The organism is Paenibacillus enshidis, assembly GCF_042136365.1.
GTDB lineage: Bacteria > Bacillota > Bacilli > Paenibacillales > Paenibacillaceae > Paenibacillus > Paenibacillus enshidis.
This window is the reverse complement of the sequence record NZ_JBHHMI010000029.1, coordinates 1-22,917: the sequence shown is the minus strand read 5'-3', so window position 1 is coordinate 22,917 and position 22,917 is coordinate 1. Positions and strand designations below refer to the sequence as shown.

26 protein-coding genes and 1 pseudogene are annotated in these 22,917 nt (G+C 48.6%); 9 read left to right on the top strand and 18 right to left on the bottom strand.

Annotation, left to right across the window (positions count from 1 at the left end):
* Nucleotides 1–5: 5 nt before the first annotated feature.
* From ACE41H_RS21415 to ACE41H_RS21395, 5 genes are all read right to left on the bottom strand, one after another.
* Nucleotides 6–641 (bottom strand): IbrB-like domain-containing protein, encoded by a 636-nt coding sequence (locus tag ACE41H_RS21415; protein ID WP_375357595.1) that lies wholly within the window; start codon nt 639–641, stop codon nt 6–8.
* Nucleotides 642–657: 16 nt separating this feature from the next.
* On the bottom strand, nt 658–1,959 hold the full coding sequence (locus ACE41H_RS21410) for a DUF3440 domain-containing protein (RefSeq protein ID WP_375357628.1): 1,302 nt from the start codon (nt 1,957–1,959) through the stop codon (nt 658–660).
* Nucleotides 1,960–1,971: 12 nt separating this feature from the next.
* Complete coding sequence (locus tag ACE41H_RS21405; RefSeq protein WP_375357594.1) at nt 1,972–2,292, bottom strand: nucleoside triphosphate pyrophosphohydrolase family protein; 321 nt, start codon at nt 2,290–2,292, stop codon at nt 1,972–1,974.
* A 179-nt stretch (nt 2,293–2,471) separates the two neighbouring features.
* A complete protein-coding gene (locus ACE41H_RS21400) occupies nt 2,472–3,881 on the bottom strand; it encodes a DEAD/DEAH box helicase (protein ID WP_375357593.1) in 1,410 nt (469 codons plus the stop codon).
* On the bottom strand, nt 3,856–5,055 hold the full coding sequence (locus ACE41H_RS21395) for a hypothetical protein (RefSeq protein WP_375357592.1): 1,200 nt from the start codon (nt 5,053–5,055) through the stop codon (nt 3,856–3,858). Before ACE41H_RS21395 ends, ACE41H_RS21400 begins: the two co-directional genes overlap by 26 nt.
* Nucleotides 5,056–5,271: 216 nt before the next feature.
* Here ACE41H_RS21395 and ACE41H_RS21390 point away from each other — a divergent pair, with 216 nt between their 5' ends.
* The 6 genes from ACE41H_RS21390 to ACE41H_RS21365 all read left to right on the top strand — a co-directional run bounded on the left by ACE41H_RS21390 (nt 5,272) and on the right by ACE41H_RS21365 (nt 8,872).
* A complete protein-coding gene (locus ACE41H_RS21390; RefSeq protein ID WP_375357591.1) occupies nt 5,272–5,505 on the top strand; it encodes a helix-turn-helix domain-containing protein in 234 nt (77 codons plus the stop codon).
* Nucleotides 5,492–5,953 carry a hypothetical protein gene (locus tag ACE41H_RS21385; RefSeq protein ID WP_375357590.1) on the top strand — a complete coding sequence of 154 codons (462 nt, stop codon included), beginning with the start codon at nt 5,492–5,494 and terminating at the stop codon, nt 5,951–5,953. The genes ACE41H_RS21390 and ACE41H_RS21385 overlap by 14 nt, the downstream gene beginning before the upstream one ends.
* Before the next feature lie 106 nt (nt 5,954–6,059).
* The gene (locus tag ACE41H_RS21380; protein WP_375357589.1) at nt 6,060–6,218 is read left to right on the top strand and encodes a hypothetical protein; all 159 of its coding nucleotides are present in this window, start codon (nt 6,060–6,062) and stop codon (nt 6,216–6,218) included.
* Nucleotides 6,219–6,260: 42 nt separating this feature from the next.
* Nucleotides 6,261–6,785, top strand: a complete 525-nt coding sequence (locus ACE41H_RS21375) for a hypothetical protein (protein WP_375357588.1) — start codon at nt 6,261–6,263, stop codon at nt 6,783–6,785.
* 900 nt (nt 6,786–7,685) lie between these two features.
* A complete protein-coding gene (locus tag ACE41H_RS21370) occupies nt 7,686–7,814 on the top strand; it encodes a hypothetical protein (protein WP_375357587.1) in 129 nt (42 codons plus the stop codon).
* Nucleotides 7,815–8,698: 884 nt separating this feature from the next.
* Nucleotides 8,699–8,872, top strand: coding sequence for a hypothetical protein (locus ACE41H_RS21365; protein ID WP_375357586.1), 174 nt, complete (start codon nt 8,699–8,701; stop codon nt 8,870–8,872).
* A gap of 1,095 nt (nt 8,873–9,967) precedes the next feature.
* Here ACE41H_RS21365 and ACE41H_RS21360 read toward each other — a convergent pair.
* Nucleotides 9,968–11,356 (bottom strand): helix-turn-helix domain-containing protein, encoded by a 1,389-nt coding sequence (locus ACE41H_RS21360; protein WP_375357585.1) that lies wholly within the window; start codon nt 11,354–11,356, stop codon nt 9,968–9,970.
* Nucleotides 11,357–11,691: 335 nt separating this feature from the next.
* On the opposite strand from ACE41H_RS21360, the gene ACE41H_RS21355 reads away from it, so the two are divergent.
* Nucleotides 11,692–12,003: a hypothetical protein gene (locus tag ACE41H_RS21355; RefSeq protein WP_375357584.1), complete on the top strand. Its 312-nt coding sequence runs from the start codon at nt 11,692–11,694 to the stop codon at nt 12,001–12,003.
* Between the two features lie 115 nt (nt 12,004–12,118).
* Here the strand turns inward: ACE41H_RS21355 and ACE41H_RS21350 are convergent, their stop codons facing one another.
* On the bottom strand, nt 12,119–12,298 hold the full coding sequence (locus ACE41H_RS21350; protein WP_375357583.1) for a hypothetical protein: 180 nt from the start codon (nt 12,296–12,298) through the stop codon (nt 12,119–12,121).
* Between the two features lie 153 nt (nt 12,299–12,451).
* Here ACE41H_RS21350 and ACE41H_RS21345 point away from each other — a divergent pair, with 153 nt between their 5' ends.
* The gene (locus tag ACE41H_RS21345) at nt 12,452–12,934 is read left to right on the top strand and encodes a hypothetical protein (protein ID WP_375357582.1); all 483 of its coding nucleotides are present in this window, start codon (nt 12,452–12,454) and stop codon (nt 12,932–12,934) included.
* Nucleotides 12,935–13,611: 677 nt separating this feature from the next.
* On the opposite strand, the gene ACE41H_RS21340 is transcribed toward ACE41H_RS21345, so the two are convergent.
* Nucleotides 13,612–14,169 carry a hypothetical protein gene (locus ACE41H_RS21340; RefSeq protein ID WP_375357581.1) on the bottom strand — a complete coding sequence of 186 codons (558 nt, stop codon included), beginning with the start codon at nt 14,167–14,169 and terminating at the stop codon, nt 13,612–13,614.
* 568 nt (nt 14,170–14,737) lie between these two features.
* On the opposite strand from ACE41H_RS21340, the gene ACE41H_RS21335 reads away from it, so the two are divergent.
* Nucleotides 14,738–15,220, top strand: a complete 483-nt coding sequence (locus tag ACE41H_RS21335; RefSeq protein WP_375357580.1) for a hypothetical protein — start codon at nt 14,738–14,740, stop codon at nt 15,218–15,220.
* 38 nt (nt 15,221–15,258) lie between these two features.
* Here ACE41H_RS21335 and ACE41H_RS21330 read toward each other — a convergent pair whose 3' ends face one another.
* From ACE41H_RS21330 to ACE41H_RS21285, 10 genes and pseudogenes are all read right to left on the bottom strand, one after another.
* Nucleotides 15,259–15,522 carry a hypothetical protein gene (locus tag ACE41H_RS21330; RefSeq protein ID WP_375357579.1) on the bottom strand — a complete coding sequence of 88 codons (264 nt, stop codon included), beginning with the start codon at nt 15,520–15,522 and terminating at the stop codon, nt 15,259–15,261.
* Nucleotides 15,523–15,742: 220 nt separating this feature from the next.
* Nucleotides 15,743–16,084, bottom strand: coding sequence for a hypothetical protein (locus ACE41H_RS21325; protein ID WP_375357578.1), 342 nt, complete (start codon nt 16,082–16,084; stop codon nt 15,743–15,745).
* 301 nt (nt 16,085–16,385) lie between these two features.
* Nucleotides 16,386–17,039, bottom strand: coding sequence for a hypothetical protein (locus ACE41H_RS21320; RefSeq protein ID WP_375357577.1), 654 nt, complete (start codon nt 17,037–17,039; stop codon nt 16,386–16,388).
* A 517-nt stretch (nt 17,040–17,556) separates the two neighbouring features.
* Nucleotides 17,557–18,261: a metal-dependent hydrolase gene (locus ACE41H_RS21315; protein WP_375357576.1), complete on the bottom strand. Its 705-nt coding sequence runs from the start codon at nt 18,259–18,261 to the stop codon at nt 17,557–17,559.
* Nucleotides 18,262–18,601: 340 nt separating this feature from the next.
* The gene (locus ACE41H_RS21310; protein ID WP_375357575.1) at nt 18,602–18,856 is read right to left on the bottom strand and encodes a hypothetical protein; all 255 of its coding nucleotides are present in this window, start codon (nt 18,854–18,856) and stop codon (nt 18,602–18,604) included.
* 174 nt (nt 18,857–19,030) lie between these two features.
* A complete protein-coding gene (locus ACE41H_RS21305) occupies nt 19,031–19,681 on the bottom strand; it encodes a hypothetical protein (RefSeq protein ID WP_375357574.1) in 651 nt (216 codons plus the stop codon).
* A 15-nt stretch (nt 19,682–19,696) separates the two neighbouring features.
* Nucleotides 19,697–20,101, bottom strand: coding sequence for a PadR family transcriptional regulator (locus ACE41H_RS21300; RefSeq protein ID WP_375357573.1), 405 nt, complete (start codon nt 20,099–20,101; stop codon nt 19,697–19,699).
* A 1,433-nt stretch (nt 20,102–21,534) separates the two neighbouring features.
* On the bottom strand, nt 21,535–21,783 hold the full coding sequence (locus tag ACE41H_RS21295; protein WP_375357572.1) for a hypothetical protein: 249 nt from the start codon (nt 21,781–21,783) through the stop codon (nt 21,535–21,537).
* 266 nt (nt 21,784–22,049) lie between these two features.
* Nucleotides 22,050–22,376 carry a hypothetical protein gene (locus ACE41H_RS21290; protein WP_375357571.1) on the bottom strand — a complete coding sequence of 109 codons (327 nt, stop codon included), beginning with the start codon at nt 22,374–22,376 and terminating at the stop codon, nt 22,050–22,052.
* A gap of 208 nt (nt 22,377–22,584) precedes the next feature.
* Nucleotides 22,585–22,917, bottom strand: a pseudogene (locus ACE41H_RS21285) (DEAD/DEAH box helicase); the annotation flags it as partial.

Below are 22,917 nucleotides of genomic sequence, written 5' to 3'. Positions count from 1 at the left end.
ACCTACTATTCCCATGATTTTGAAAAATCGTGATCCTTGAACATAGCTGCGAGCCCGGTAATCTGCTTCAACCTCAATACCTCATCCGCATCCATACCCAAATGCTTAGCAATCCAGCTATCACTACGGCCAAGGGTGTGCAACTCCGCTACGATGCCGCTCATAAGATCAACGTCGTGACTGCCCCGCGCACGATTGTGGCGGATGGTTGCCGCCATTCGCTCTTCAAGCGGCATATTCTCATCCCCTGCAACAGCCAGAGGAAGGTATCCTTTGGTCCTTTTCATAACCTTGCTGGACTTGTTACCGACAAGGTGTCTGTGGAACCCGTCGATGACCTCATGTTTTCCGGGAGCTGGAATACCCTCCACGGTCACAACGGGTTGTGTATACCCGCTCTCAACAATACTTGTTTCAAGTAGCTTCATCTCGGGCGGGGCCACAGCATTCGGGTTGTAGGTGTTAGCATACACATCATTTGCCGGCACCCAGACTACACAATCCACAGGTTCTTCTTTAAACGGACTGTGTTTCTTCAGGTCACGCTTGATCTGATTGATTGTATCTACTTGTTCTTCGAATGGTAACAGGTCGAGCTGCTGGAACAGCTCCGCTGCTTGTTGCACGATGGCCTCATTCATGGCGCCTACCTCTCTCTCATATGTTTTTATATTTTTGACGCAACAACTCGATTTTCTGCTTCTGCTCCTTGTTCGGGCCGAATCCCATATGCCGGCACATATGATCGTTTTTAAGGATGCAGATGCACATGCGCTTCCAGCTTGGGATGTCGATCGTACCTTTCACGTCATCCGTATGGTCCGGTGCCTCCCCATCAAACACAATGCGCGTCTTCTGGTCCTTGGTGTAATTGGAGACCCCGTTGCGCCGGATCCGGTACCCGCATTCCTCAATTTCTTTAATGACCTCCTCGGCAAACCCGCCCCCTGTCTTTGCCCAAAACTCCAGAGATGTTTTGAACTTGGCCAGATAGTTGTCGCGGATCTCCGGAGGAAGCGTGCTTAGCAGAAATTCTGTATAGCTTTTCCACGTATGCCCTGGCGGCAGCGTAATCTCCCGGTACGCCATCGCCTTGGTCCCGCCATAGATGGCCGTGAAATTCGCTCCTTGGACACGGCCCACCAGCTTGGCCCAGGTCTGCGGCTCAATCACCCGATAAATGTTAAGACTGGTCTTAGCCCACTCGTTAAAGGGGCTGGCCACCCGCATATCCTCCAGCGATAAGCCAGCCTTGTAGTACAGGTCATATAGCCGGTTGTAGTCATACCCGTGTTTGCCGTTCCCGGCCCAAATATCACGGACCGTCCAGTCATATATCGGAGACGCGCTCCATACACCGGAAAACTGCTTTGTAATCCATTTGCGGCCGTCATAGCCGTCACGCTTGTTGACGATGGCACTGTAGCGGTGCAGCGATTCATCGGCCCGCAGTCCGACCAGGCCGATCGTTTTGCCGCCTCCGCATTGTTGATGGTACCAGCGGCCAAATTGCCGATATAAGTCCTCCTGATCCATATTGCGAGTGTAGAAATCGAATGGATTATTATCCAGGTTGATCACGTAACTGCCCTTGGGCATTTCCCGGACCCAGATATCCTGCTTGTCCGGATCCCAGGGATGCCAGTAAATCTCGTAGTTACTCAGCGGGGTTTTGCAGGCTATCGGCAAACAGACCCAGTAAGCGTCCATATCGGCCGCATAGGTATCGAACGTGCGCTGCACATACTCGGTTGTAAGCTGATACTGGGCCTCGAAATCCTGGTGAAACAGCCCGATCCGCTTGTCGATCCCGTGCCTGTGCTTATAATCCATCACAGCGTTAAGCAACAGACCACTGTCTTTGCCGCCGGAAAAACTCATATAAATATTGTCAAACTCCTCGAAAATAAAAGCCAGGCGCTCCTGCAGCGCGTCGTACACATGGATATCCCGGTACACTTTACTCAAAAATCAGTCCCCCCAATCGATCACGGTCCAACCCTTCCAAACCCGGTTATTTCGTTTGCTAGCGCCGCTCATGGAGCGTTTGATCGCACAAAGCCCTGTAAAGGCATTTTTAACTGTACCGTCGAGTAAATCTTCATGTTCCCGGAGCCAATTCATCAGGTTTCGGCACCGGAACACTTCCCCGTCCGGAGATTTGATCACCCATTCTTTCGCATTCACATGGGTTTCAAATCTGCCCATGATCGGATTATGAGGGTTCAATTCGGCTGCCCGATCTGAGGCAAGACGAGCCACTCCCTGGAGTGCAATGTTGCGTCTATTCACACTGTTGCAGCTCCGCGAACAAGTCACTTTTTTGCTGGACTTGATGGCAGGAAACGGCTTACCACAGACTTTGCAAATTTTGAAATGTTCCTGCCGCTTGCCTTTGCTGTAACAAGCAAGACTGCAGTATAACTTGTTTTTTGAGCTAAGTGGGGCATCGCATACCGCACAGAATCTATTCATAGCGCTTGAATCAACTCCTTCCTCCTTTCTTTCTCGGCCGATCGCAGCTCGGTCTGAAGCGTCCTCGCAAAGTGCCCCTTGCGAGCCAGGCTCTGCTCGATGTGCTTATCAATGGTGTTCGGCGCGTACAGGTCAATGATGGTGACCGGGTTGGATTGTCCAATACGATGCAGCCGATCCTCTGCCTGAAGCTGCTCGGTATATTTGTATTGCTTGTTGTAGTCAATACAATAACTGGCATTCACCAGTGTTAAACCGTGCCCGCCGGTGCTGCGAGTCCCCAAGAAAAAGCGGGCCGGCCCATAAAAGCTGCTCACGGACGCATCCTTTTGCGTTTCGTTCAGCCCGCCGTGATAATAGGCCACAGACCCGGCACCATAGCGCGCTTCCAGCCGCGCCCCGATCTGCTCGATGTCGTAGTGGAATTTCACCCAAATGACCACTTTCTCGTCATCCGGAATACGCTCTATGACATCCAGCAGCGCGTCCACACGATTGTTTTTAAGATGAACGATTTGGCCAGAGCGGCGCTTATAGTATCCACTTACGACCTTTTGCAGCGAGAGCAGCAAATTAAAGATGGCATACGACGGGATCTGCTCGTACCTATCCAGCATCCGCTCGAACCGGTCTTTATAATACTGATACTGCTCTTTTTGCTCCTCGGTAATCTCGACGTAGTGCGTCTCGTATATCTTTTTAGGCAGATCGAGACACTCCGCCTTGGTTACCTGGTAGACATACGGGGCCATTTTGGCCGCCAGATACTCCTCATTATGCGCCCGCACCACCTGGCCTGGGAAGCGGTCCGAATACTCCAGATGGTTGGCCGCAAAGGAATAGAAGGAGTTGTACCCCAGGATTTTGGGTGACAAGAATCGCATCTGGGCATAGAGGTCTTCTGCGCCCTGGGAAACCGGTGTGCCTGTCATAGCTAACCGGTACCGAGAGTCCTTAGCATACTCCGTTATCCGCTCCGTCCGTTTAGCATGAGGAGACTTACAATAGGCCGACTCATCCAGGATAACAAACGAATCCGGAGTAATGAGTTGGTGCAAGGCCAGCGCAACCCGATCGCTGCCGCTGACCGACTCGATGCCGACCAGATACCACTGCGCTGCCGGAATAGATCCAGAGTGTATCTTGTCATCAAAGACACATATATCTTGATCTGTGCATGTCGTATGCTTGCGAATTTCCCCCCGGACGGTCGCTTTTAGCGATACCGGCGAAAGCCACACCACCTTATCAATTTTGTGCGCACGTCGCTTGGCAAGCTCGATCGCCAAACGGCTCTTCCCTGTTCCCATGTCCATAAATGCTCCCCCTACTTTCAGGGGGAGCAGCCAGTCCACTCCCTTGACTTGATGGAGCATCAGGTCAGTCGTGGTCCCGAAGGCTCTCATCGACATCGACCTCCATCGGTACATCAAGTGTCGGCGGCATGGTGTCTGCCTGAACAGCCCCGTTATCCTGAATGGCAGGCACATGGACCAGAAGCTCTTCAGCCTGCACTTGCCTGGCACGATCAATCACTTGAGCTGCCGAAGCCGTGAACTTAAAATCATACATTTGGGCGAAGTCCTTCACTTCCGCAAAATGACGCGGCGGTACGACTACACCAGGTCTTAAATACTTGCTGCCTTTAATCCGTCGCGCAGCCTTGTAGAAGTCATCCCGAGGTGCCCAAAGGATGTACAGCCATCCTGGGTATTGCTCATGGTGCTCAACAACACTGGTAACCCACGAGGTATGCTCTGGCTTGTAATCCGCTGTGGCAGCCTTACGACCGATTTCCTCATCGCAAGAAATGACGAACCCCGCTGCAAGCAGCCGGTGGGCCAGCTCCGCCGCGCGGTCTTCTGGAGATCCATTGAGTGTAATCAATATACGCGCCCACCGACCCTCATTCCACCGGTAACCCATTCCCTTGACGAGTTCTTTAAAATCGTCTCGTTTTTCGGGAAAATGAGCTTCAATGGTCTTGCTGACGCGCCGGATCATAACCACTGTCTCCGTAACCGGCGATTCCGGACGGATAATTTGACCCGAGGGCTTTGCAGGTTCCAGCCGCGGTGGAGTAGATGAAGATCGAGACGCCTCCAGGCACATCCGCTGAACGAAGTCACGCAGGGAGCTCGTGTCCCTCACTTCCTTGTTGGCATCAATCCACCATCCGGCAGCGCTTTTGCTGCGAATAATGTAATTATAGACCGTATTCAAATCGTTAAGAGCAGTAACTACCATGGCAAGCTTGCTATCGTCCAGTTTGCCGGCAGCGATCCCCTTTTTCATGTTATTAATAGTGACCGTGATCCGGTCCAAGAGCGTTTGGCGGCACGTCTCCCCAAAGGACACCTGCTTAAGACTACCGGTCAAAGCGGGTAGACCCTGTTCCATGGCCCGCGCAGCAGCAGCTGCATTCTCGCTTTGGCGTTCGGCCTCCTTGTCTTTATCCAAGCATTCCTGGCATTTTCGCTCAGCCATCCAATCGGCTTTACGTTGCCGATCCTTTTCTTTCCCACCAATATCCACTCGGCCAGGATGGCCGCAAAGATAAGTAATATTATATTTTGCCATATACAACAACCTTTCCACGATATAACTCGGCTGATCCACACAACGCATGAATCGGCATCATTTCCTGACCTACTGCTATACCCGGCTCCCTGTAGAGCCTACAGTCCATTACATATACACGATCTAGTTAAAATATACACGATCGTGATTATTAAATCAACGCGATCTTGTAAATATGTTCTCGATCGTGTATTTTTGACATAAAGGAGTGATGGGATGAGTGATGGGATGCTAACGTTTGAACCGTTCCGCATTTGGTATGATCGCCAGAAAAAAAAGAGAACAGATATGCGATTGGAATGCGGATTTGCCCCCGGTACTATTACAAAAATCTTTTCAGACGGGTTCCCCGTCCGTTCAGATATAATCGAGACGATCTGTAAGGTGTACAACCTGCGGATTGAGCAAGTCATAGCCTATAGAGAGGTGGAAGAAGATGGACGACAATAAGCTTTCCGGAGGTTTCGAACACATTACACTGAACTCCGGACATTCAGTGATTACAACACCGGATGAGGTGGACAAGGAATTATACTTCTTCCTGCAGCGCATCTATCGCGATTCGCAAAGGCCCGAAGGCGTAATGATGCCGGATGGTTATCACTTCAAAACGACGGTTTTTTCAGAGGGCGCGGTAGCGACTGTTTCCGGTCCCAGCGGTGTCCCCATTCTGACGACATGTGGCTTACGCCAGGATCCTGACGGGGCATTATGGCGTATGCTGCATAATCATTATGACGGTCCGCTCATGACCGATCCAAACAACCCGCCGAAAGCGCCGTACATAGCAGATCGACTAGAAATCGGCTCTTCGATGCATATGGACGCGATGGAGTGGACAGGCGGTTTTGCGCGATGTTTTGGCTGGATTGTGATTTCGCCGGAAAGTGTAAGGTAGACTTAGCCACTGCTGACGAGTGGCAGATCGCCGGGGCAGAACAGGTCCGGGTTATGGCCAACTACATGCCGGCGGAATCTGGATCCATTTAAAAGGGGACAAAAGAATGGCAGAGTTGACAGCAAAGGAAAAAGTAATGATTGGAGAATTCTTGTATCACTATGATTTTGTAGAAAATGAAATCGTAGAACAGGTGTTGAAAGGGCCGCGTGCGGGGGAGGAGCAGCGGATCCCCTGGGTGATTATGATCAACGAAAATGGCTAAAATAGTAGAATGAGGCCGCTCAGAAAGAGGAGGACAAGTTATATGATGTACGAAGTAGGAGCACTATTTCCGCAGCTCAATCCAGAACCAGGAGTAGCTGTCCCTCGAACCCAGATTGTCGGATCGAGTTTTGATGTGACGTATTACATCAACAAACCCACAAACAAGGAAATAAATACATTTAAAAATTCCTTACTGCGTCTGCACATTTTTGTCTATAAGCACATCCCTTTTATGGCTATTTCTTATCTAGGCAGCAGCTGGACCTACGACTTTACCCTAACGGTTGTAGGCAGGGACAAGGAAGTCTTGGACACATTTTTTCACGATGGTAATGCAGTAAATCTATTTCTCATCGACGATAAAACTAACATATTGCGAGCTGGCCGGCTGATCGGCTTGTATCCGGAAGCAGAACATCAAATCAAATCTGCTTGTCGCGATCAGCTGACAGCATATAAAGAAATAGCGGAAGTCAATGCTGTGATCAACGAAGGTTACAGTTCAATGCAGACCGACGATATTATTCATTCCAGCACGACCTACGAATTCCAAAAAAACTATTAAACTTCTAATCATTTTGTGGTAATATTCACTCAAGCAAGAGTAGTGGGCATTCGCGCTCATGAAGCTACTCGCGTCGTATGATTCCTTTTATTCGCCTGCGGGACGCCGCCGGGCGTGGGTTGGGATATTGTGCGGCGCTCTTTATTTTACCCTCTTCCAGGCCAAACCGAATATATTTGATGATTTTAGAATATACTAATACCAACCGTATTGGTTTAAAGCTGCTCGGGAGAGGTCCTTTATAAGGACCTCTTTTTGTATGTCTGCTGGATGCCCCTTGGCAGAACGGCTGGAAACAGAGCATGTTATTCTCCTGCAGCGCATTATTAAGAAAACGCGCCGGTGGACATCCATAATTCCAGGCAGGTGTCAGGAAACCAGACCGCTCCCCAGTAGGCTGTTCGAGTAAATTGGGTTGGTTAAGCAACCACCATGATGTCCAGACGCGTCGATGCGGATGTTCAGAAGTATACCCTGCGGCGGGATGGCTGGGGCCAGCTGTTGAGTAATTTTCATGGCGGATCCCACTAATGTAATTGACCCTGTGAGAACTGCCATCGGGCAGCCGCACGCGCACGCGTGGATCTCCGGACGACCCGAGGGGGAATTCGGCGGCCAGAATATCCCTCTAAAGCCCGTACCACAGTAGGTCACTGGGGCAGAACTCAGGTGACGATCCACTTCCACTTGTTAAAAGAGGAGAATAAAATAGATTATAAATGAGTAAACTATTATCAACCGTCATAGGTTGATAAAACTGCTCCTCGGGAAGGGGTCCTTATTGTAAGGGCCTCTTTTTAAATTCAAGCAGCCTAACTGCTAGAAATAATGGTATAATTGGAAGGACAGAGTAACCGGTGGGAAAGACATGGCGAAGCTAACCCGAGAGGGGGTGGCGCTATGTCACTTCTTACATTTGTGCAGAATTTCCTTGAGATCAGCGACAAGCTGGTGAGTATTGCTGTAGGTGTAGTTACCTTGTGCATTACGTGGAAAGAAGCGCAAGATAAGAAAAACCACCGGGAATAGGTTGGCCGCCTCAATCCGGTGGTTTTTCGTCAAGCATTATGAAAAATCTCGCCGTGGTTGCCCACCGGCCTTTGTCACAGCCACAATGTTCACGCATTGTGGCTATTCTTATTTTACCCTGAGGAACGTTTCTTAATGACATTATATCACTTTTTCCATTAAAGCGGCAATTTGTTTTCCTTATTACAAACCATCAGGGTGGCCGTGGCCACCAGACGATCCTGGCACGCTGGTGCCCCCGCAACGCTCCTGTAAACAATCCATATTGATGTACCGTCTCTTGGCGGCAGAACTGATACTACGGAATGCTCCGTATACGTGCGGCGATTCGATGCTGATCTGCAGCTTGGATTGAAACTGTGTGAGGGCTCTCAAAGCGTCGGGTGATGTTAGGGTAGCATGTGCGCTGATGTGAAAGCTACAGGAAGTCCTCGGAAGGACCGAAGCGGTTCACACGGGGGCTAGATGCCGCGGCGGCTGCAGATAACTCACGGAGCTACCAAGCTTTTCGCTCTTTATCCCCACCGACTCTTTCCAATCCACCCCTAGCCGTCATGTGGCCGATGAGCTCCAGCTGTGCATCGAGCACCGAACGGATCCGGATGCATGCTTCTGTGCCGGCACGGCAGAGCTTGAAAGCTGGCGCTCCGTGTTGACCAGGGGCTGCAGGGCTTGCGGGTGCCGAGGTTATGCCGGTATAAATCTACGAATGGCGGCCGCTGAACTAAAGGCGGCTATCTGGACACCTGGGCACAGACGTTCCATCGCAAACTCCGGAAGCGTGCGCTGCGACGGAGTCTGCATGCGGTCGGCAGGATGACCGGGCCGCTGGTGAGTTCGCCGGAGGCGGCAGAGTTGCGGCTCGGCTGCTGCAAGCAACCACCATGATGTCCAGACGCGCCGACGCGGATGTTCAGAAGTATACCCTGCGGCGGGATGGCCGGGGCCAGCTGTTGAGGAATTTTCCGCACATGCTCGGCAGCCTCCCGGCCGTGACCAAAGTGTCCTATGGTCATCCTGATCGAGGCAGCGACTGTTACGTTGAGGTTCGCGAGTAGCTGGACGTGCTGCCTGACGAGCTCCTCCAACGATTCCCCGGCCCACCGAACGGTTGAGCCGTCATGTGGGAGGAAGTGGATCTTCCGCTCGTGACGCTAAATCCTGGCCGCCGTCCTATATGCGGACGGGGAGCGATCTGGCGGTGAAGATCCGCAGTCTCAGCAGCGGGTACACTTCCGGACTAAAAATACGAGCAGCTGCGATCGTCCGGAGTCGGAGCCACCAGGATGATCGGGGGCGCCAATGTGATCATTCACTGTAGCGGGAGCTGCTGGCAGGCATTCTGCAACAGGGCGTCGGTGTGAATCTTCTTCGGAGGCGTGCGTTGCAGAAACTATGGTGGCGACCAGGGGCTCATCCTTACGTGTGCTCAGCTGCAGGCTGCTGCGTTCAACTGGGCAGAGCGTGGCGGTTGCGAATCTCCGAAATGTGCATTGCGGCGCCGTCATGTCCAAGCACTGTAATCCGGCTGTCAGTATTCGTTGGTTTGTTCTCCCGAGACGTCTTAGTGCAGGCAGCCGCAAAACTGCAGGTGACCATACAGCACATGATCGCCGGCGTGGACTACCCTGAACCGGTGCTACTGCCGAAACTGCAGAAAGGATGCGGAGCCAGCACCACCATCGCGTGGCCCCGTCGTCCGAAAACTTCGGCGCTGACCAGACTCTTCAGAGCGGACATGTTCAGGGCGCGTAACAGCTCCGGCGCGGCAGCGACCAACACGTGCCGTAAGTGTCCTTTGGCCCGCCCGGAGGTGTGAGCAACTGACAGACGTGACATGTGTGCTGCTGTGGAAGCTACAGGCAGCCCGCGGGAAGACCGAAGCTGTTCGTACGGCGGCTGCGACGCTACGAACGCTGCAGGCCACTCTCGAAGCAACCAGCGACCGCCGAGCGGTCGGATGCATCCCATGCTGCTCGCCGGGGTGAGGGAGTCGGCTCCTCCAGATCTCTCACCAACGCACAAATAAAGCGACCAATTTCCCATTCAGGAAGTTGGTCGCTTTATTGACTACTATAAACTTGTAAAGTTACCCACCACCATGGATGGTGGTAGTCGTAATAATGGAATTTGCAGTCACCAATAAAACTAAACTACTTACATACAACCAAGACATTGTTCGCTTCATGTTTCTCCCCCATTTCTATTAAATTATGGTACTCTATCTCAGTTTCGTCTGATGCAAACCTACGGAACCTTTCCATTAGACGAATTAACCTAAGCATAGAGCCCTCATCATTTAATATAGTTGATTTTTCTAACCCTTCCAACAAATATCGAAATCCCATATCAAACTTGTCTCTATTTAAATAATATTGAGCCAACTCACAAAGTAGACCAACCTGTTGGTCGGATGTATTCTGATCGTTATATACCTCATTTCCTTTTTGTTCAAGGAAGTTCGATATTGCTGTGTCAAATCTAACCAGAATATGATCTACATCAACCCCGTAACGGTTCGCTACAATCATAATATTCCACAAGCCGCGAGTAATTTCAATTTTTTTCGGTCCAATGAATTCAACATAATCTGTAAGCAAATGCGTATGGCCCGACATTAGCTTAGCTAAAAATATATTCGCTTTGGCCCACTCCATAAACAGAGCTTTCCAGTGCAGTGATTCTTCATCCGTCTCCTTTACCCAATCCAAATCTGCATATTCATTAGCTTTTTCCGCTGCGAGCTCATAATTGCCTTCATCTTGATGAAAGCCACCGATGAGCAAGTTGCTATAAGCCACATAAAAAAACAACGGCCGAGTTGGTTTCTTATTGGTTGCTTTCACTTCTCTTGAATGCACCAGCGAGTATTGAACTTTGGCAAGATGATGCAATTTTGTTGCCGTGGTATATACTTTGTCCCATCTGTGCAAAGATCGATATGTATTGGCCAAATCCTTTAACGCGTCCAATACTTCTATTTCGTCGAGTCGATCAACAAAAGGTTCGAATTGTAAAGCTGACTGATAATTTTGCTCGTGATTGCTACCTTGTCTGATTAAAAACAATCTATAATGGCAAAAAGCCAACCTTTCAGAATGCTGATTTCTCTCCCCTATCGCTATACTTTCAAACAGAATTTCTGCCGCCATAGGTTTTTCCTGCTGAAACAAGTCTTCTGCCACCTCAAGCAATAAAGGCGAATAGATTAAGTTATCCATTAGCAATTCGACTGCCGATTTAATACAATGCAGCTTGTCCAGCTCTGCGCATCGATACAAGAAAGGTCTGATCCGGCGCCAATTCGGTGCAACCTCATTCAAATACTCTTCTATATATTGCTCATAAAAATACCCTTCAGGTAGATTCATGGCGACTGTAATACGATCCAGTTGATCTACGCCAAGAACTCTTTTATTGTTCAGAATCGCGCTAACGGTTCCTGGATTGAGCCCGCTCCGTTTAGCCAACTGATTCGTATTTAAATGATTCTTTCCCCTAAACTCGTCTAGCTCTGCGAGAATCGTGGTTGTAGTATTCAAATTAACCACCCCTGATAATTTTTGGTACATACTATAAAGATAACCATCAATTGAACGGAGGTCAATAGAAACCTAAATGCGGCCGATCGGAGTTCCAGCGCGGGTCTCCAGAGTAATTGCAGCCACGAAACTGAAGGCGGTTATTTGGCAGGCGGCGTTCCGGAGCGAATCTCGCTGAAGTGTTCGCTACATCGGAAGCTGCAAGGGACGGGGCTATCGTAGCTTGAGGAGATGAGGCGACCAGCCGACAGATGTAAGTTCCAGCGCTAATCTCCGTAAGCACGCCCATTTGCGGAGACTGTAGGTGGCGAGCGGGATAGCTGGCGCCCTCTGGTGTGATCGCGAAGTCGTCGGAGTTGCGGGTGCTGCAGGCAACGCACCGGGAAGCGTATGTTGCGGTAGCCGGTGAGTGGGCAGTCATGCATTTGTTGTCATTGGAGCAGGCAAACATCAGGAGTCCGGACGACGGGCGTGGATCTCCGGAAGTGTATCCTGCGCCGGAAGGAACCCGCGGAGCTGCCAGCGTCCCCAAGCAGATACGGATGAGCTGCAGGCCGCACGGAGGTATGCGTAAGCCTACTTTTTCGGCTCCCGACAACCAGACTACCGGTGAGCCCCATGCTCCATTAAGCAGACGAGATGAATAAGATGCACTTCAGCGTTGCAGACGGCGGCAGGCAGTGTGTGTAGCTGCAAGGACACAGCCACCTGCAGTGCATCGAAAATACGAGCAGATGCGATCGTCGTCCGGAGTCGGAACTGTCATGAGCTGTAGGCAGCCACCAGGATGTTCGGATGCGTTAATGTGATCGTTCTCTGCCGCGGAGCTGCTAGCGGGTATTCTGCAACGGCAGTGCTCAGCGCCCAGATCGCTCCCCGTCCGCATATTAGACGGCGGCCAGGATATAGCTTCACGAGCGGAAGATTCGCTTCCTCCCACATGGCGACTCAACCGTCCGGTGAAAGTCGCCGCTTCGATCATGACGGCCATCGGACACATTGGCCACGGCCGGGCGACTGCATATCATGCGCGGAAAATAACTCGCGGGATCAACCAGCGAGCGCAGCGCAGTCCGGTACAGGCTGCTCTGCAGGATGGGTAAGTCGGCTCTGCCCTGCTGCAGGCATCCGAGTCGATCCAGCGCTCGCTCAAATAAATCTGAAACTACCAATATCCAGGTGGCCGCGATCAATGCGACCGGTTTACTCTACCCCGGCCGCCAACTGGCCGATGTGCTCCAGCCGTGCAACGAGCGCCGAACGAATCCGGATGCATGCTGCGGTGCCGACACGACAGAGCTTGAAAGCTGGCGCTACGTGTTGGCCATGGGCTGCAGGGCTTGCGGCGCCGGGACAGGTTATTCTGGTACGAATCTCCGAATGGCGGCCGCTGAACTGAAGGCGACTATCTGGCAGACACAGACGTTCTATCGCGAACTCCGGAAGCGAGCTTCGACGGAGGCTGCAGGCGGTCGGTCGGTGGCCATTCATGCTGGTGTCGTCATCGGAGCAGGCAAACATCGGGAGTCCGGACGACGGACTCGGATCTCCGGAAGCGTATCCTGCGGCGGAAGCTGAAAGCGGACGGCAGGATGGCCAGAGCCGCCGACACGTCCATGAGCTTCGGGTGCTGCAAACATCAGTAAACCTGGTGCAGTAGTCCAGTGCATCGTTAAATGGCGGTCGCGGAGCTGCAGGCAAACACGGGGGGATCGGACCGACTGGCACGGATCTCCAGAAATGCCTCACTCTATCCCACCTGCTCTCCGGACGGAGGTATGTTCAGATGCAAGGCTGCAGGCTAGGGCGATCCAGTACGGAGCCTAAGGGGCATACACGGTTGCGGAAGCGGAAGCTGCAAGCAGCCAGGGGAACGGCCAGGACGGGCCGCCGTGGATCTCAGGAAGTCAGCGTAATAGTCAGGGCCGCGGCCTGGGCGATCGTCCAAAGCCTTCGGAACTGCGGGAACAAGCAGATATCAGGAAAGCCTGTTGTCGCCTCGGTCCTTCGGGTGTATGGCCTCCGTAGAGCTGAAGACGGACATTTCGGCAGCGGGGACGCCGGCGCGGATCTCTGGCTGCGGCCTGTTGGGTCTGAAAGTGCGCTGGGTAACCCTCTGAGTGGCTGCGATAGCTGTAGGCAGACACCAGGAGGGCCGGATGGAAAGTCCGAATTACACATCCCGCCGAGCGACCGGCATCCTTTGCACCAGCGCACGCTTTTGGAGATTCGGCCTTCAGATACCTCCGTACAACCTAAAATTTATATATTCCTTTATCCGCTAATTGCTTAATGACATCCTCTTTATATGGGATCTCCGCATCAATTCTATAAAACACCGATTTTTCTATTGCGACTGATCCTTTTCTGATTTTAGAAATTCGCTCCATCACCATTTCCGCATTTTTCTGCATAATAGATCGGTAATATTCCTTATAATCAGATTTCGAGCAGTTATTAACTTTCATAAAGTGCAATATTAGTTTGTTTATCTGCTCTTCACTTAAAACACCTAGCGTCCTCCCGATATGCTGAAACGCATGACAATCCCAGCACAATAAATCAAGTCCCTTTAAAACACATAATCTTATTTCGTCATTAATATGCTCTTCTATCTCGTGCACATTAAGTGTTTTATATTGTTCTTCAGGTGGAGAATTTCCGCATACAGAACAGGTATAATTGTACTCTTCGAGGATCGCAAGTCTAATTTTATTCCAAAGTGATCTTGGTATATTTTTGCGCACAGTATGGCCATGAAAATCTGTTTTAATATCAATTTTCAACTTATAATCACTTAATTTGTCCATCATTAACATCCCCCAGTAGAAAAGTCTGTCTTCAATATTATCTACGATTGAAAGGAGAGTTGCTAGTTTGTCTCGGTCATTGTGCATCCTGGTCACACCGCTCCACCCGCGACCGTCGCTGCTCCGGCGCCCACCGCGCTCATACGCTGCTGCAGTCTCATCGAGCAGCTCCCATAGTAATCGCTAATGATCATCAGATGGCCATAACGAGTCGTGTACCCTGGTGCTGCCGGAACGAGAACAAACTACGCTGACGTACCAGGCGTCCTCGTTTTTCGGATTGCCGTCTTCAGCTCCGTGACCGCCATACACTGAAAGAGTGGGGACTACACTCAGGATCTTCGTACCGGCACTTCCATCTCCCAGGCAACCCCCTTCAGCTCGGAAGCAGCTTATACCAGCATGATGACGAATGGTTGGTCCAGCTGGAAAACAACGGACAACTGCAGTAGGATCTTATGACAGACCTAGCGGCAGCCAGGAGGTAAGAGCGCGAAGAAAGCTCCAGGATCATGCTCTAGAAATACTTGTGTGCCGGGCCACCAGCTACGCTCCTGGGTGCCTGTACGTTTTGGAAGGATGGGGGCATCGGCGGCGGCGACCGGATGAGCTGACGGCGGTGACCCTGCGAACAGACCGGATCTCGTCCCGTCCGCTACGACCAGACGATTCGTACAAGCCGTCAAAAGTGCCCGGCACCGGGTCATCCAGGTGTACCGCTGGAAGCCTGACTACTCCGCTCGGTTATCACCGCAGCCAGCTCATCCGGACGGAACGGCTGATTCCCCTAGCCATCCGGCAGATGGTCCGCAGAGGCGTTTCTTTGGAGGAGGGTCGAAGAGCCGACGTGGAGTTCCGAGAAGCGTATGCTGCGGCAACCGGGTGGATGGCCAGTCATGCTAGTGTCATCATTGGAGCCGCAGGCAAACACCAGGAGACCGGACTGATCGATTCCACCCAGAGCGCTGACCATTCTGCCGCCGCCGATTACGGCGGAAGCTGCAGGCGGTCGGTAGTATGGTTTAGTCGTTCTGCTGTAATCCTAAGCAAATAAAAAAAGGATAAAGTCCGCCCTCAGGGTACTATTATCCTTTACAATGCTTTAATAGACACGCCGCTTTCGCGTAGCAAACTTAGAATCTCTTCAGCCTTTATATACATATCCATGCTTAGCCCTATTTCATCTGACAGGATCTCAAAAGCCTTCAATTCCCCATTTTCATCCAGAACATCTTTTATAGTTATTTGATGATCTGCCGATATCTCGAAAGGATTAAACTTTGTACTTTTGCTTGGGTCAATTTCGAATATTCTACCTCCGAGCTTTTCTACCAAATCATTCATCTTATCATTCATTTGAATACACTCTCCTATTCAATATATATCTTTTAGTGTAGATCTTGTCCGGATCGGAGGAAGCGCAGCGTGTCGGTTGCTCACCTTCAACTCATGGCCGCGGCAGCGGTGCTCCTGGATACCGCGAACGTTCCGGAAGAGAAAGTAACGGCTGCACCGCCCAGATGTGCTGGTCGGGGAGGTTATGAACTTTACTTATGTAGCATAAGAACGCTCCTTTTCATAGAGTTTCTTCATCGATCCTGTTTGGCGACGCATCATTGATGTTGTATTTTACAATTTTTCCTGGTGCTGCCGACGTCCTCCAACCCGGCCAGACGCGTTTTTGGTAACGTTCATATCGCTTATGTTTCCACTTCGCGTTTTCGCTTTTGCGAGTCCGTTCCTTCTGTGCGGATTCCTTCTTGGTTGTAGTCGCGGAGTTTGGCGCCACTATGTTATTTATAGCATTTAATTCCTGCCGTGCTTTGGCCTTCTTACGTTCCTCTTTGGCTTTTTGCTGTCGTCGCATATTAGCAGTTGTTCGTTCAGTGTTTACCTTTTTCCTTTGCTCGTCCGTCATACTGTTCCAACCTCCAAATAAATATACATTCCTATTCAAAGTGTTTCATAGATATTACACCACTCTATTCATTATAATACTTTCTTTTTCTCGTGATGATTCAAATTTGTCAAATACCTCGGGAGAAAATCTACATTACAATCACCCGTAGCGGCGGCGTTTTAGCCGATCTATCACATAAAAAAAGACGAAAACCACTAACGCTAGAGTCATAAATTACATTGATGTTCCTTTATGGGGTCCCGCCAACATTTTAACGAAAAGCCGGTTTTTCCTACTATAAGGATTAACCGACTTTTTATTAGATGAGACTTATACGTAACTTGGTGTCATATTTTTTTCGGTCATACAGATAAATCTCATTCAGTCTATTCAATAAATCATCATCTAAATCATGGTTTTTAAACTTCTGGATTGTTTCGTCTAGGAATCTTAGAGCGTCCATCAAGTCACGATATTCACTCGCGTAGCGGCTACCGTTGATTAAATGGCTTTCAACTGCTTCTTTAAGGTTCCGTTCCTTTCTATCTAGATCAGAGCGAATCCACTTAATATCATCCTTTGTTGGAGCTTGCTCCAGTGGAAATAAAGATTGAATTTTATTGTGACGTTTTATGCTGCTCCATGCCAACCATACAAAAGAACCTATAATAAATATTGCAAAGGAGTTTGCGTAAGCATCAGACCATGCTACGTTTAATCTGAACAACCCTCCACCATATTTGATGATTGCAGCCAGTGGCAATAGAATAATTCCAAAGATTCCGATCACAATGCCGATCCCCAAGATTTTACCTACAATTGAGGAAATAGCTGCCGCCGCCCCACTTAATACCATTGCAATTTCCTTTATGTAGAGAATGAACGCCCCTGCTAAAAGAGTAAGCTTTAACCAACCACTATCAGTTAATTGGACATTAAGTAGAAGGAGTAGAAAAACAATTAGCCGAATCATATCATCTTCTCCTCTCGTGAAAATAACGGTTTTATCAATACCCGAAAAAATTCACTTATTACGAAGAACTGAATTTTAATCAGAAATAATAATAACACACACATTCTCCATGCTATGCCACAAAATATTATCAGAAATATAATGCCAAAAGCAATATCCCACCAAGACGCTTGGTAAGTAAATGGATTAAATGCAAGCCAATTCATTAACTATTTCTCTCCCTTCACATCATTTGTAAGTACCGTCGCGTGAATCGATATCGCGTATGTAAACCACTTTCTCGTCGTGATTGATTTCGAAGTGAATTTGTAACGAACCGATCCGAAGCCGTTACATGCCGAACATTTCTCCACTCGGATGGGAGCACATCAATTTCTTTGGCGAATACAATTTCAATTTCAAGCAGAATACTTCCCTCAATTCATTCCGACCGTTGAAACAACAGAAGTTGAATTCCCAGTTGGTCCGGGCTATGCCGCCCGGCATCCAATGTAAAAGCGGCGCTTAAGCCGATTTATCACATGAAAAAGGCGAAAACCACTAATGCTAGAGTCATAAGTATGCATACACCCTCTATTATTGATCCGCTACGAGTACCAGTGCTCATCAACCTGAACCGGAGCCTGTACTTAAGCGGAGGCAGTGGCCGGATTCCATGGTCTGTAACTGCATCGGCTAATAGGTGCAGAAGGTAAGCAGTTCCGCCGGCAATCCAAATCATGTGACCCAATGTTTGATATGTAGCGTAATACAAAAGAGCGCTCCAAACAACCAGTCCATATACGGTGTGAGTGAGTCCTCGATGCGGAACCACTGCACAGATCAATAAGCATGCTCCAATAATTGTTGCCCAGGAATTTGAAAGCTGTCCGGTTACAAGCAACCCCACTCCTATGAGGATCATTGATATGTTCCGCAGTGATCTGGCGGGAATAAAAGCTATTGCACCGACCGCTAAGGGTAATAGTGTAGCCAAAGGAGCTGGAATCGAATTACTGAAATAGATTATAGCTGCAAGAGCGACTAATAGGAGCCTTATGCTATTTAAGAGTGGCTTAGGTAAGGATCTTGAGACGATTAGTGAGTTGGGCTCGTCTATGTCTGGGAGCAGTGAACCGATCACTGTAGCAACAATTAAGGGGAGCGTGATGGGGGTATCTGTGCTCGCAGCTATTGAAAGTACTACCCCTGTTCCAATGCAAAGATGAGTTCTGCCCATCATAGGCAATTTACCTCCTATAATTTAGTGTTAATAGGCCAATTGAATATATAACTAGTTAGAATATTAGCAGAAGGGCAAGTTAACGAACAGTACTAGAATACCGCCATACCCGGTAGAAGCAAAAAGAGGACGGCTATGACGATAGTCCTCAATTAATGTTAGCTTTTCAAACAAATACAAGCCAGCTGCAGGAGCTGGCCATAGATCAAAATCACTTTAAAAGCCAATGTCAGGTTTCTCAATATGCTCTTTCTGATCCCCTATTCGATTCTTACTCCCTCCCTTAATTCAATGAGGAAGTCAAACAAACTACCAGTTAAAAAAAGATAGAAGGTTACTCCTAACAAACAGCAGCAAAAGCAGCTCGTGAATAGATGCTCAGTAACCTCTTATCATGACTCCCAGATATTTTTTCATAAGCGACCATACCCAGCGGAAACACCACAACTATCAATGCAGTAGAAACCATAAGCAATACATTCAAGATTCCTGAGATTTCAGTAAGGCCAAAGAATACCACTTTGAGTAACATCCAGACTGAAAATAGAAAGTGGATCGCAAACGATCCTATAAATTTCACTTGTAAAAGCTTCAATCAGTATCCCCCTGATCTCCCTGGTCTATTAAAACGTGGCTGCACCCCTATTCCAATACAAAGATGGGTTCTGCCCATCATAGGAAACTTGCCTCCTATAATTTAGTATTAATACGCCAATAAATTAAATAACTAATTAGAATATTAGCAGAATAACACGTTAACGAACAGACCCTAGTTCTGAAGAATTCGCTCTTTATAGCGATTATATTCATCCGGATCTAACCGACGGCTTAGATGATTGGGTAAATGAGTAAAGCAGTATATCATTACCTCTCTGTTGAGTGATGGAATATGGCCAAGCAGCTCCCACTCGATTGCAGTAAGGTATTGGTTACATACCAGACACTTACGATCTATTTTCTTGTTACCTTCGAAGGATGCATCGCTTTGTTCTGGTGGAACGTGATTCAGCAGGTGGGCTAGTGCAGGGTTCCCTCCCCAATCTTCTTTTTTGTGTGGAGCAAGGTCTTTCCATCCCATCTCCCAGGTATCAAGCGCGTTGATGTAAGCTGCGTTGATAACCTGGTCTGCTTTGGTTGAAACCTTCTCCGGAATTCCTTCGCTATTGATTTTTAGACCTTCGACTCCATATCCATCTCTGTAGATGCTACCGATCTGGACACGGACGATTGCTTTAATGTAGCCGGCAGCTGGATTAATATCAAGTTCACGAATTTCAAAACTCCAGGAGCTGTCAGTAACCGTCTCCATTCGATTCGTGTAAACCTGATTCGGAATATAGGGCCTTGCAGCGTGATTGAATTGTACAGTACCGTGTGGGAAATTTGCCTTGAGTTGTTTCACGATATCTGAGTAGTCCAAGGTTCGTCCTCCTTTCTATCGAAGATGATCAAACGTACCAAGATATTTCTTGAACCCGGTATAAATGCTGAGGACCAAGTCAATACGTTCTGGCAGCTCACGGATCAGTTGCTCGAAATAAAGGAGACCTTGGTCAGTGATCTTATAGTAACGGTTATACCGGTTATCCCCCTCCCAGGCTCGAAAAACATGACCAGCTTCAGCCAGTTTGGTGAGGCGAGTGGAGAGGTAGCCGTTGTTGACTCCGACGGTTCGAGTAGTGAACCCACCAAGTCGCTGGATGATGATCTGTTCAAGCTCATTTCCATAGCGCTGGGCCTGCTGCAGCTCGGCCAGTACAATAACATCAATGATTTGTTGAACCTTAACCAAATTTCCTAGTGATTCCTCTTTAGCAATGGGATACTCATTCCTGGCCAACCAGACCAACTCCTCCAGTGAAAATTAACGCTGCGTTACGTTGCGTAGAGAGCAACAACGTCACCTAGCGCCTCTTGCTACTCTAAGTATAGCACACACTTGCAAGCAATACACTTGTTAACAAGCATAAGATATACGATACTGCCGCTACGATCCTCTATCCCTCCCTTTTTCCAATTAAGCTGCAGCACTGTAAACACGTTCCTAGTAACATGTATAATATTCTTCTACCTAAACACGTATCTATTCTTATGCTGAGTACGGACCCAGTAGAAAAACTGTACTCTGCAACTTAACACGGATCAAGTAGCAGAATTAGATTGGGTGGGAGAGAGTGAGATCGCGAAAAACCCCTCGGAAAAATGGGAAGTCCCTCTCGATAGGTTCAGGATGAGCTGCAGGTGATCGTCGTATGGAGTAAAAACGCAAGAAACCAGTGGCAGAACTGCAGATAATATCGTGAATGAGCCGATAAGCTGCAGCAGTGGCACCAAGGCAGGTAGATATGCTTGCTAACAAGTATATTACTAGCAAGTTTTCGGGGCGCTGCGGGCACCACCAAGCTACATCTTACCTGCAGTTTGCCATCGCGAATGGCTGTATTTCTTTCAGTCGTTTCCAGTCAAACTGCATAGGTTCCCGTTACGTCTGCTTGACTTGATCCAATATATGTTATAATCTGGAGGTGTAAGGGTTGAGAAAGCATCCCCCTTACCCCCCTTCAGTTTAAATTATTTAGGGTTTCGATTTAGAGGCTATAACCGTTGCGAGCGGTTATAGCCTCTTTTCATAACTGCACGGAGATACGCGATTTTATGCTTGTGAGTCATTGCGTTCGGCAAGGGCTACACATCGGTAGCTCGAAAGTCGAATGCTGGCTTGAGTCCCCAAAGGGAAAAATGCTTTGCATCAAGAGAACCGGCTTTTGGCCGGTTCTCTCCTTCCTTTTTCGATTCTATCCCCTGGCACGATGATGCGCGCCAATGGATTCCTGAAAGGCCGCTTAAGCGCAGTAACGCACAGCGGACATGATGTGGCGAGGCCTCCCCGATTCCGCCCAGCACGCTCCTAGCTCCGTACGGGGGGTGAGACTCGTCACAGGAACCTAGGAGTCTGTCCGACGGATTGAAATTAGACATTCCTATCGGCTACGTGCCGAACAGCCGATTGTAGGGCAAAACTATCTGTTATTTTCAACCAAGGATGTACTTGCTTAGATCTGGAAACTGTGTGGCACAAGCATGGTACGACAAGCCCTTGTCCATGGCGGCAAACGTTTCTTTCCATTGTCCAGATCGTAGCGTGATGGACCGAATACCGTAGGAAGGGCTTTCCCCGAACGGGATACGTGCCACATCGAACGCTTGTGGAGATCCAGTCAAACCTTTCCTACAGAAAGGCAGCGATCGTCGAAACAAGAATCCCCCGTCTCTTCAGGCGGTGGGAGCATTCACTTCGACTATGCCATAAGGAGTTACCTCGAAACACTTATATTTTGGATTATCAGCATATACTCTCATGAATAACTGCAGCTCTTTCAACCCAAAAAAACTTTTCACCCCAACAGAAGGTGGGACAACGGCATGACTGGCCGCCACCAGATGGTCCAGAACTTCAAATAGATTATCGCTTGGCGTTAGGAGCACGTTAGGCGCGTATTCTCTCTTGACATAATAAATCATGGTTTCTTCCTCCCCATGGGTCATAATCGTCATCATGGTCATCAAATTCACGAACAAGCGGATAATCACAATCTACTAATATATAAATGCATTTTCCATCAATGTACCAACCTTACTTTGATTTCTTTGGTTAATAAAACCACGAGTTTTTTCTTCCTCGTCCTCTGCATCTTCTTCCTCATTTACTAGTAGATTAGATATAGAACACCTATACCAATCAAAGTCATGAATCCGATTATCACTGGTATTTTATAATACCAACTTTATCACTCCTTGTTAGATTGCTGCTGGCTAAAAGTTTGTTGTATCCATTCCTCAATCGTTATGCCGTGTTCAGTTCTGAATTTTTGCGCCTCATCTTCAATGTTGAATACAAGTAGACTCTCCTCTTCTTTTGCTCCAGTCTGATAATTAAACTCATTCGGCGTAGCATGCAGCCTGCGAATATAGTCTCCTTGTTCACTGCAACTTTTCCCTATCGAAGTATCATTTATTTGCCCCGGTGACAAAAGGCCGTAGATTGCACAAGAGGTCATGGTAGAATCCAGCTTGTCACAAATTAAGCATGTTGGGTAAACTCTCATTTTGGTCATATGATTCCCTTCTTTCAATTAGCACTGGAAATTATTAATTATTATAAGGCATTATATAAGGAAAGCATAACTTTCGGGTATTCTGCACTTCGCTATTGATGGCGTTTGATTATTGGAGTACACATGACAATAGTATGGAAATTATGTATGGGACGGATCCCTTTGTGAAGCCGGTCTTATTTCGTGATTCCATCTAATCATGCAGCCTTCAGTTAAGTAACAGCAACTCGGACATATCAAGCGCATCGATGGCGTAGGCCTGCCTCAAGAGGCTGGGTGCGACGAATTCATCGTACTTCCCCACCGTAAGAATCTCATGCTCTCCAATTAGGGACAGCGGGTCCTGCAGTTGCTCACAGGATGAGCGGATCTGCCCCAAGAGTTCTTCTGGTTCAAATCTACCCGACACCTTGATCCAGTATGGCGATAACATAGCTATTTTTCCAAGGTTCATTTGGTTGGCTAATCGCATTCGCAATATTCGTTCAAGTGTTCTCATCCCCTTGCTGCCGATCCAAGGTAGTATATAGAATGTATCTGC

What these genes read in the sequence shown, in the direction of transcription:
- ACE41H_RS21290 (WP_375357571.1), bottom strand. Translation starts at nt 22,376, where the DNA reads ATGACCAAAATGAGAGTTTACCCAACATGCTTAATTTGTGACAAGCTG.
- ACE41H_RS21320 (WP_375357577.1), bottom strand. Translation starts at nt 17,039, where the DNA reads ATGATTCGGCTAATTGTTTTTCTACTCCTTCTACTTAATGTCCAATTA.
- ACE41H_RS21325 (WP_375357578.1), bottom strand. Translation starts at nt 16,084, where the DNA reads ATGACGGACGAGCAAAGGAAAAAGGTAAACACTGAACGAACAACTGCT.
- ACE41H_RS21370 (WP_375357587.1), top strand. Translation starts at nt 7,686, where the DNA reads ATGTCACTTCTTACATTTGTGCAGAATTTCCTTGAGATCAGCGACAAG.
- ACE41H_RS21390 (WP_375357591.1), top strand. Translation starts at nt 5,272, where the DNA reads ATGAGTGATGGGATGCTAACGTTTGAACCGTTCCGCATTTGGTATGAT.
- ACE41H_RS21385 (WP_375357590.1), top strand. Translation starts at nt 5,492, where the DNA reads ATGGACGACAATAAGCTTTCCGGAGGTTTCGAACACATTACACTGAAC.
- ACE41H_RS21415 (WP_375357595.1), bottom strand. Translation starts at nt 641, where the DNA reads ATGAATGAGGCCATCGTGCAACAAGCAGCGGAGCTGTTCCAGCAGCTC.
- ACE41H_RS21365 (WP_375357586.1), top strand. Translation starts at nt 8,699, where the DNA reads ATGATGTCCAGACGCGCCGACGCGGATGTTCAGAAGTATACCCTGCGG.
- ACE41H_RS21345 (WP_375357582.1), top strand. Translation starts at nt 12,452, where the DNA reads ATGGGTAAGTCGGCTCTGCCCTGCTGCAGGCATCCGAGTCGATCCAGC.
- ACE41H_RS21400 (WP_375357593.1), bottom strand. Translation starts at nt 3,881, where the DNA reads ATGAGAGCCTTCGGGACCACGACTGACCTGATGCTCCATCAAGTCAAG.
- ACE41H_RS21395 (WP_375357592.1), bottom strand. Translation starts at nt 5,055, where the DNA reads ATGGCAAAATATAATATTACTTATCTTTGCGGCCATCCTGGCCGAGTG.
- ACE41H_RS21350 (WP_375357583.1), bottom strand. Translation starts at nt 12,298, where the DNA reads ATGTGGGAGGAAGCGAATCTTCCGCTCGTGAAGCTATATCCTGGCCGC.
- ACE41H_RS21380 (WP_375357589.1), top strand. Translation starts at nt 6,060, where the DNA reads ATGGCAGAGTTGACAGCAAAGGAAAAAGTAATGATTGGAGAATTCTTG.
- ACE41H_RS21340 (WP_375357581.1), bottom strand. Translation starts at nt 14,169, where the DNA reads ATGATGGACAAATTAAGTGATTATAAGTTGAAAATTGATATTAAAACA.
- ACE41H_RS21315 (WP_375357576.1), bottom strand. Translation starts at nt 18,261, where the DNA reads ATGATGGGCAGAACTCATCTTTGCATTGGAACAGGGGTAGTACTTTCA.
- ACE41H_RS21375 (WP_375357588.1), top strand. Translation starts at nt 6,261, where the DNA reads ATGATGTACGAAGTAGGAGCACTATTTCCGCAGCTCAATCCAGAACCA.
- ACE41H_RS21330 (WP_375357579.1), bottom strand. Translation starts at nt 15,522, where the DNA reads ATGAATGATAAGATGAATGATTTGGTAGAAAAGCTCGGAGGTAGAATA.
- ACE41H_RS21295 (WP_375357572.1), bottom strand. Translation starts at nt 21,783, where the DNA reads ATGATTTATTATGTCAAGAGAGAATACGCGCCTAACGTGCTCCTAACG.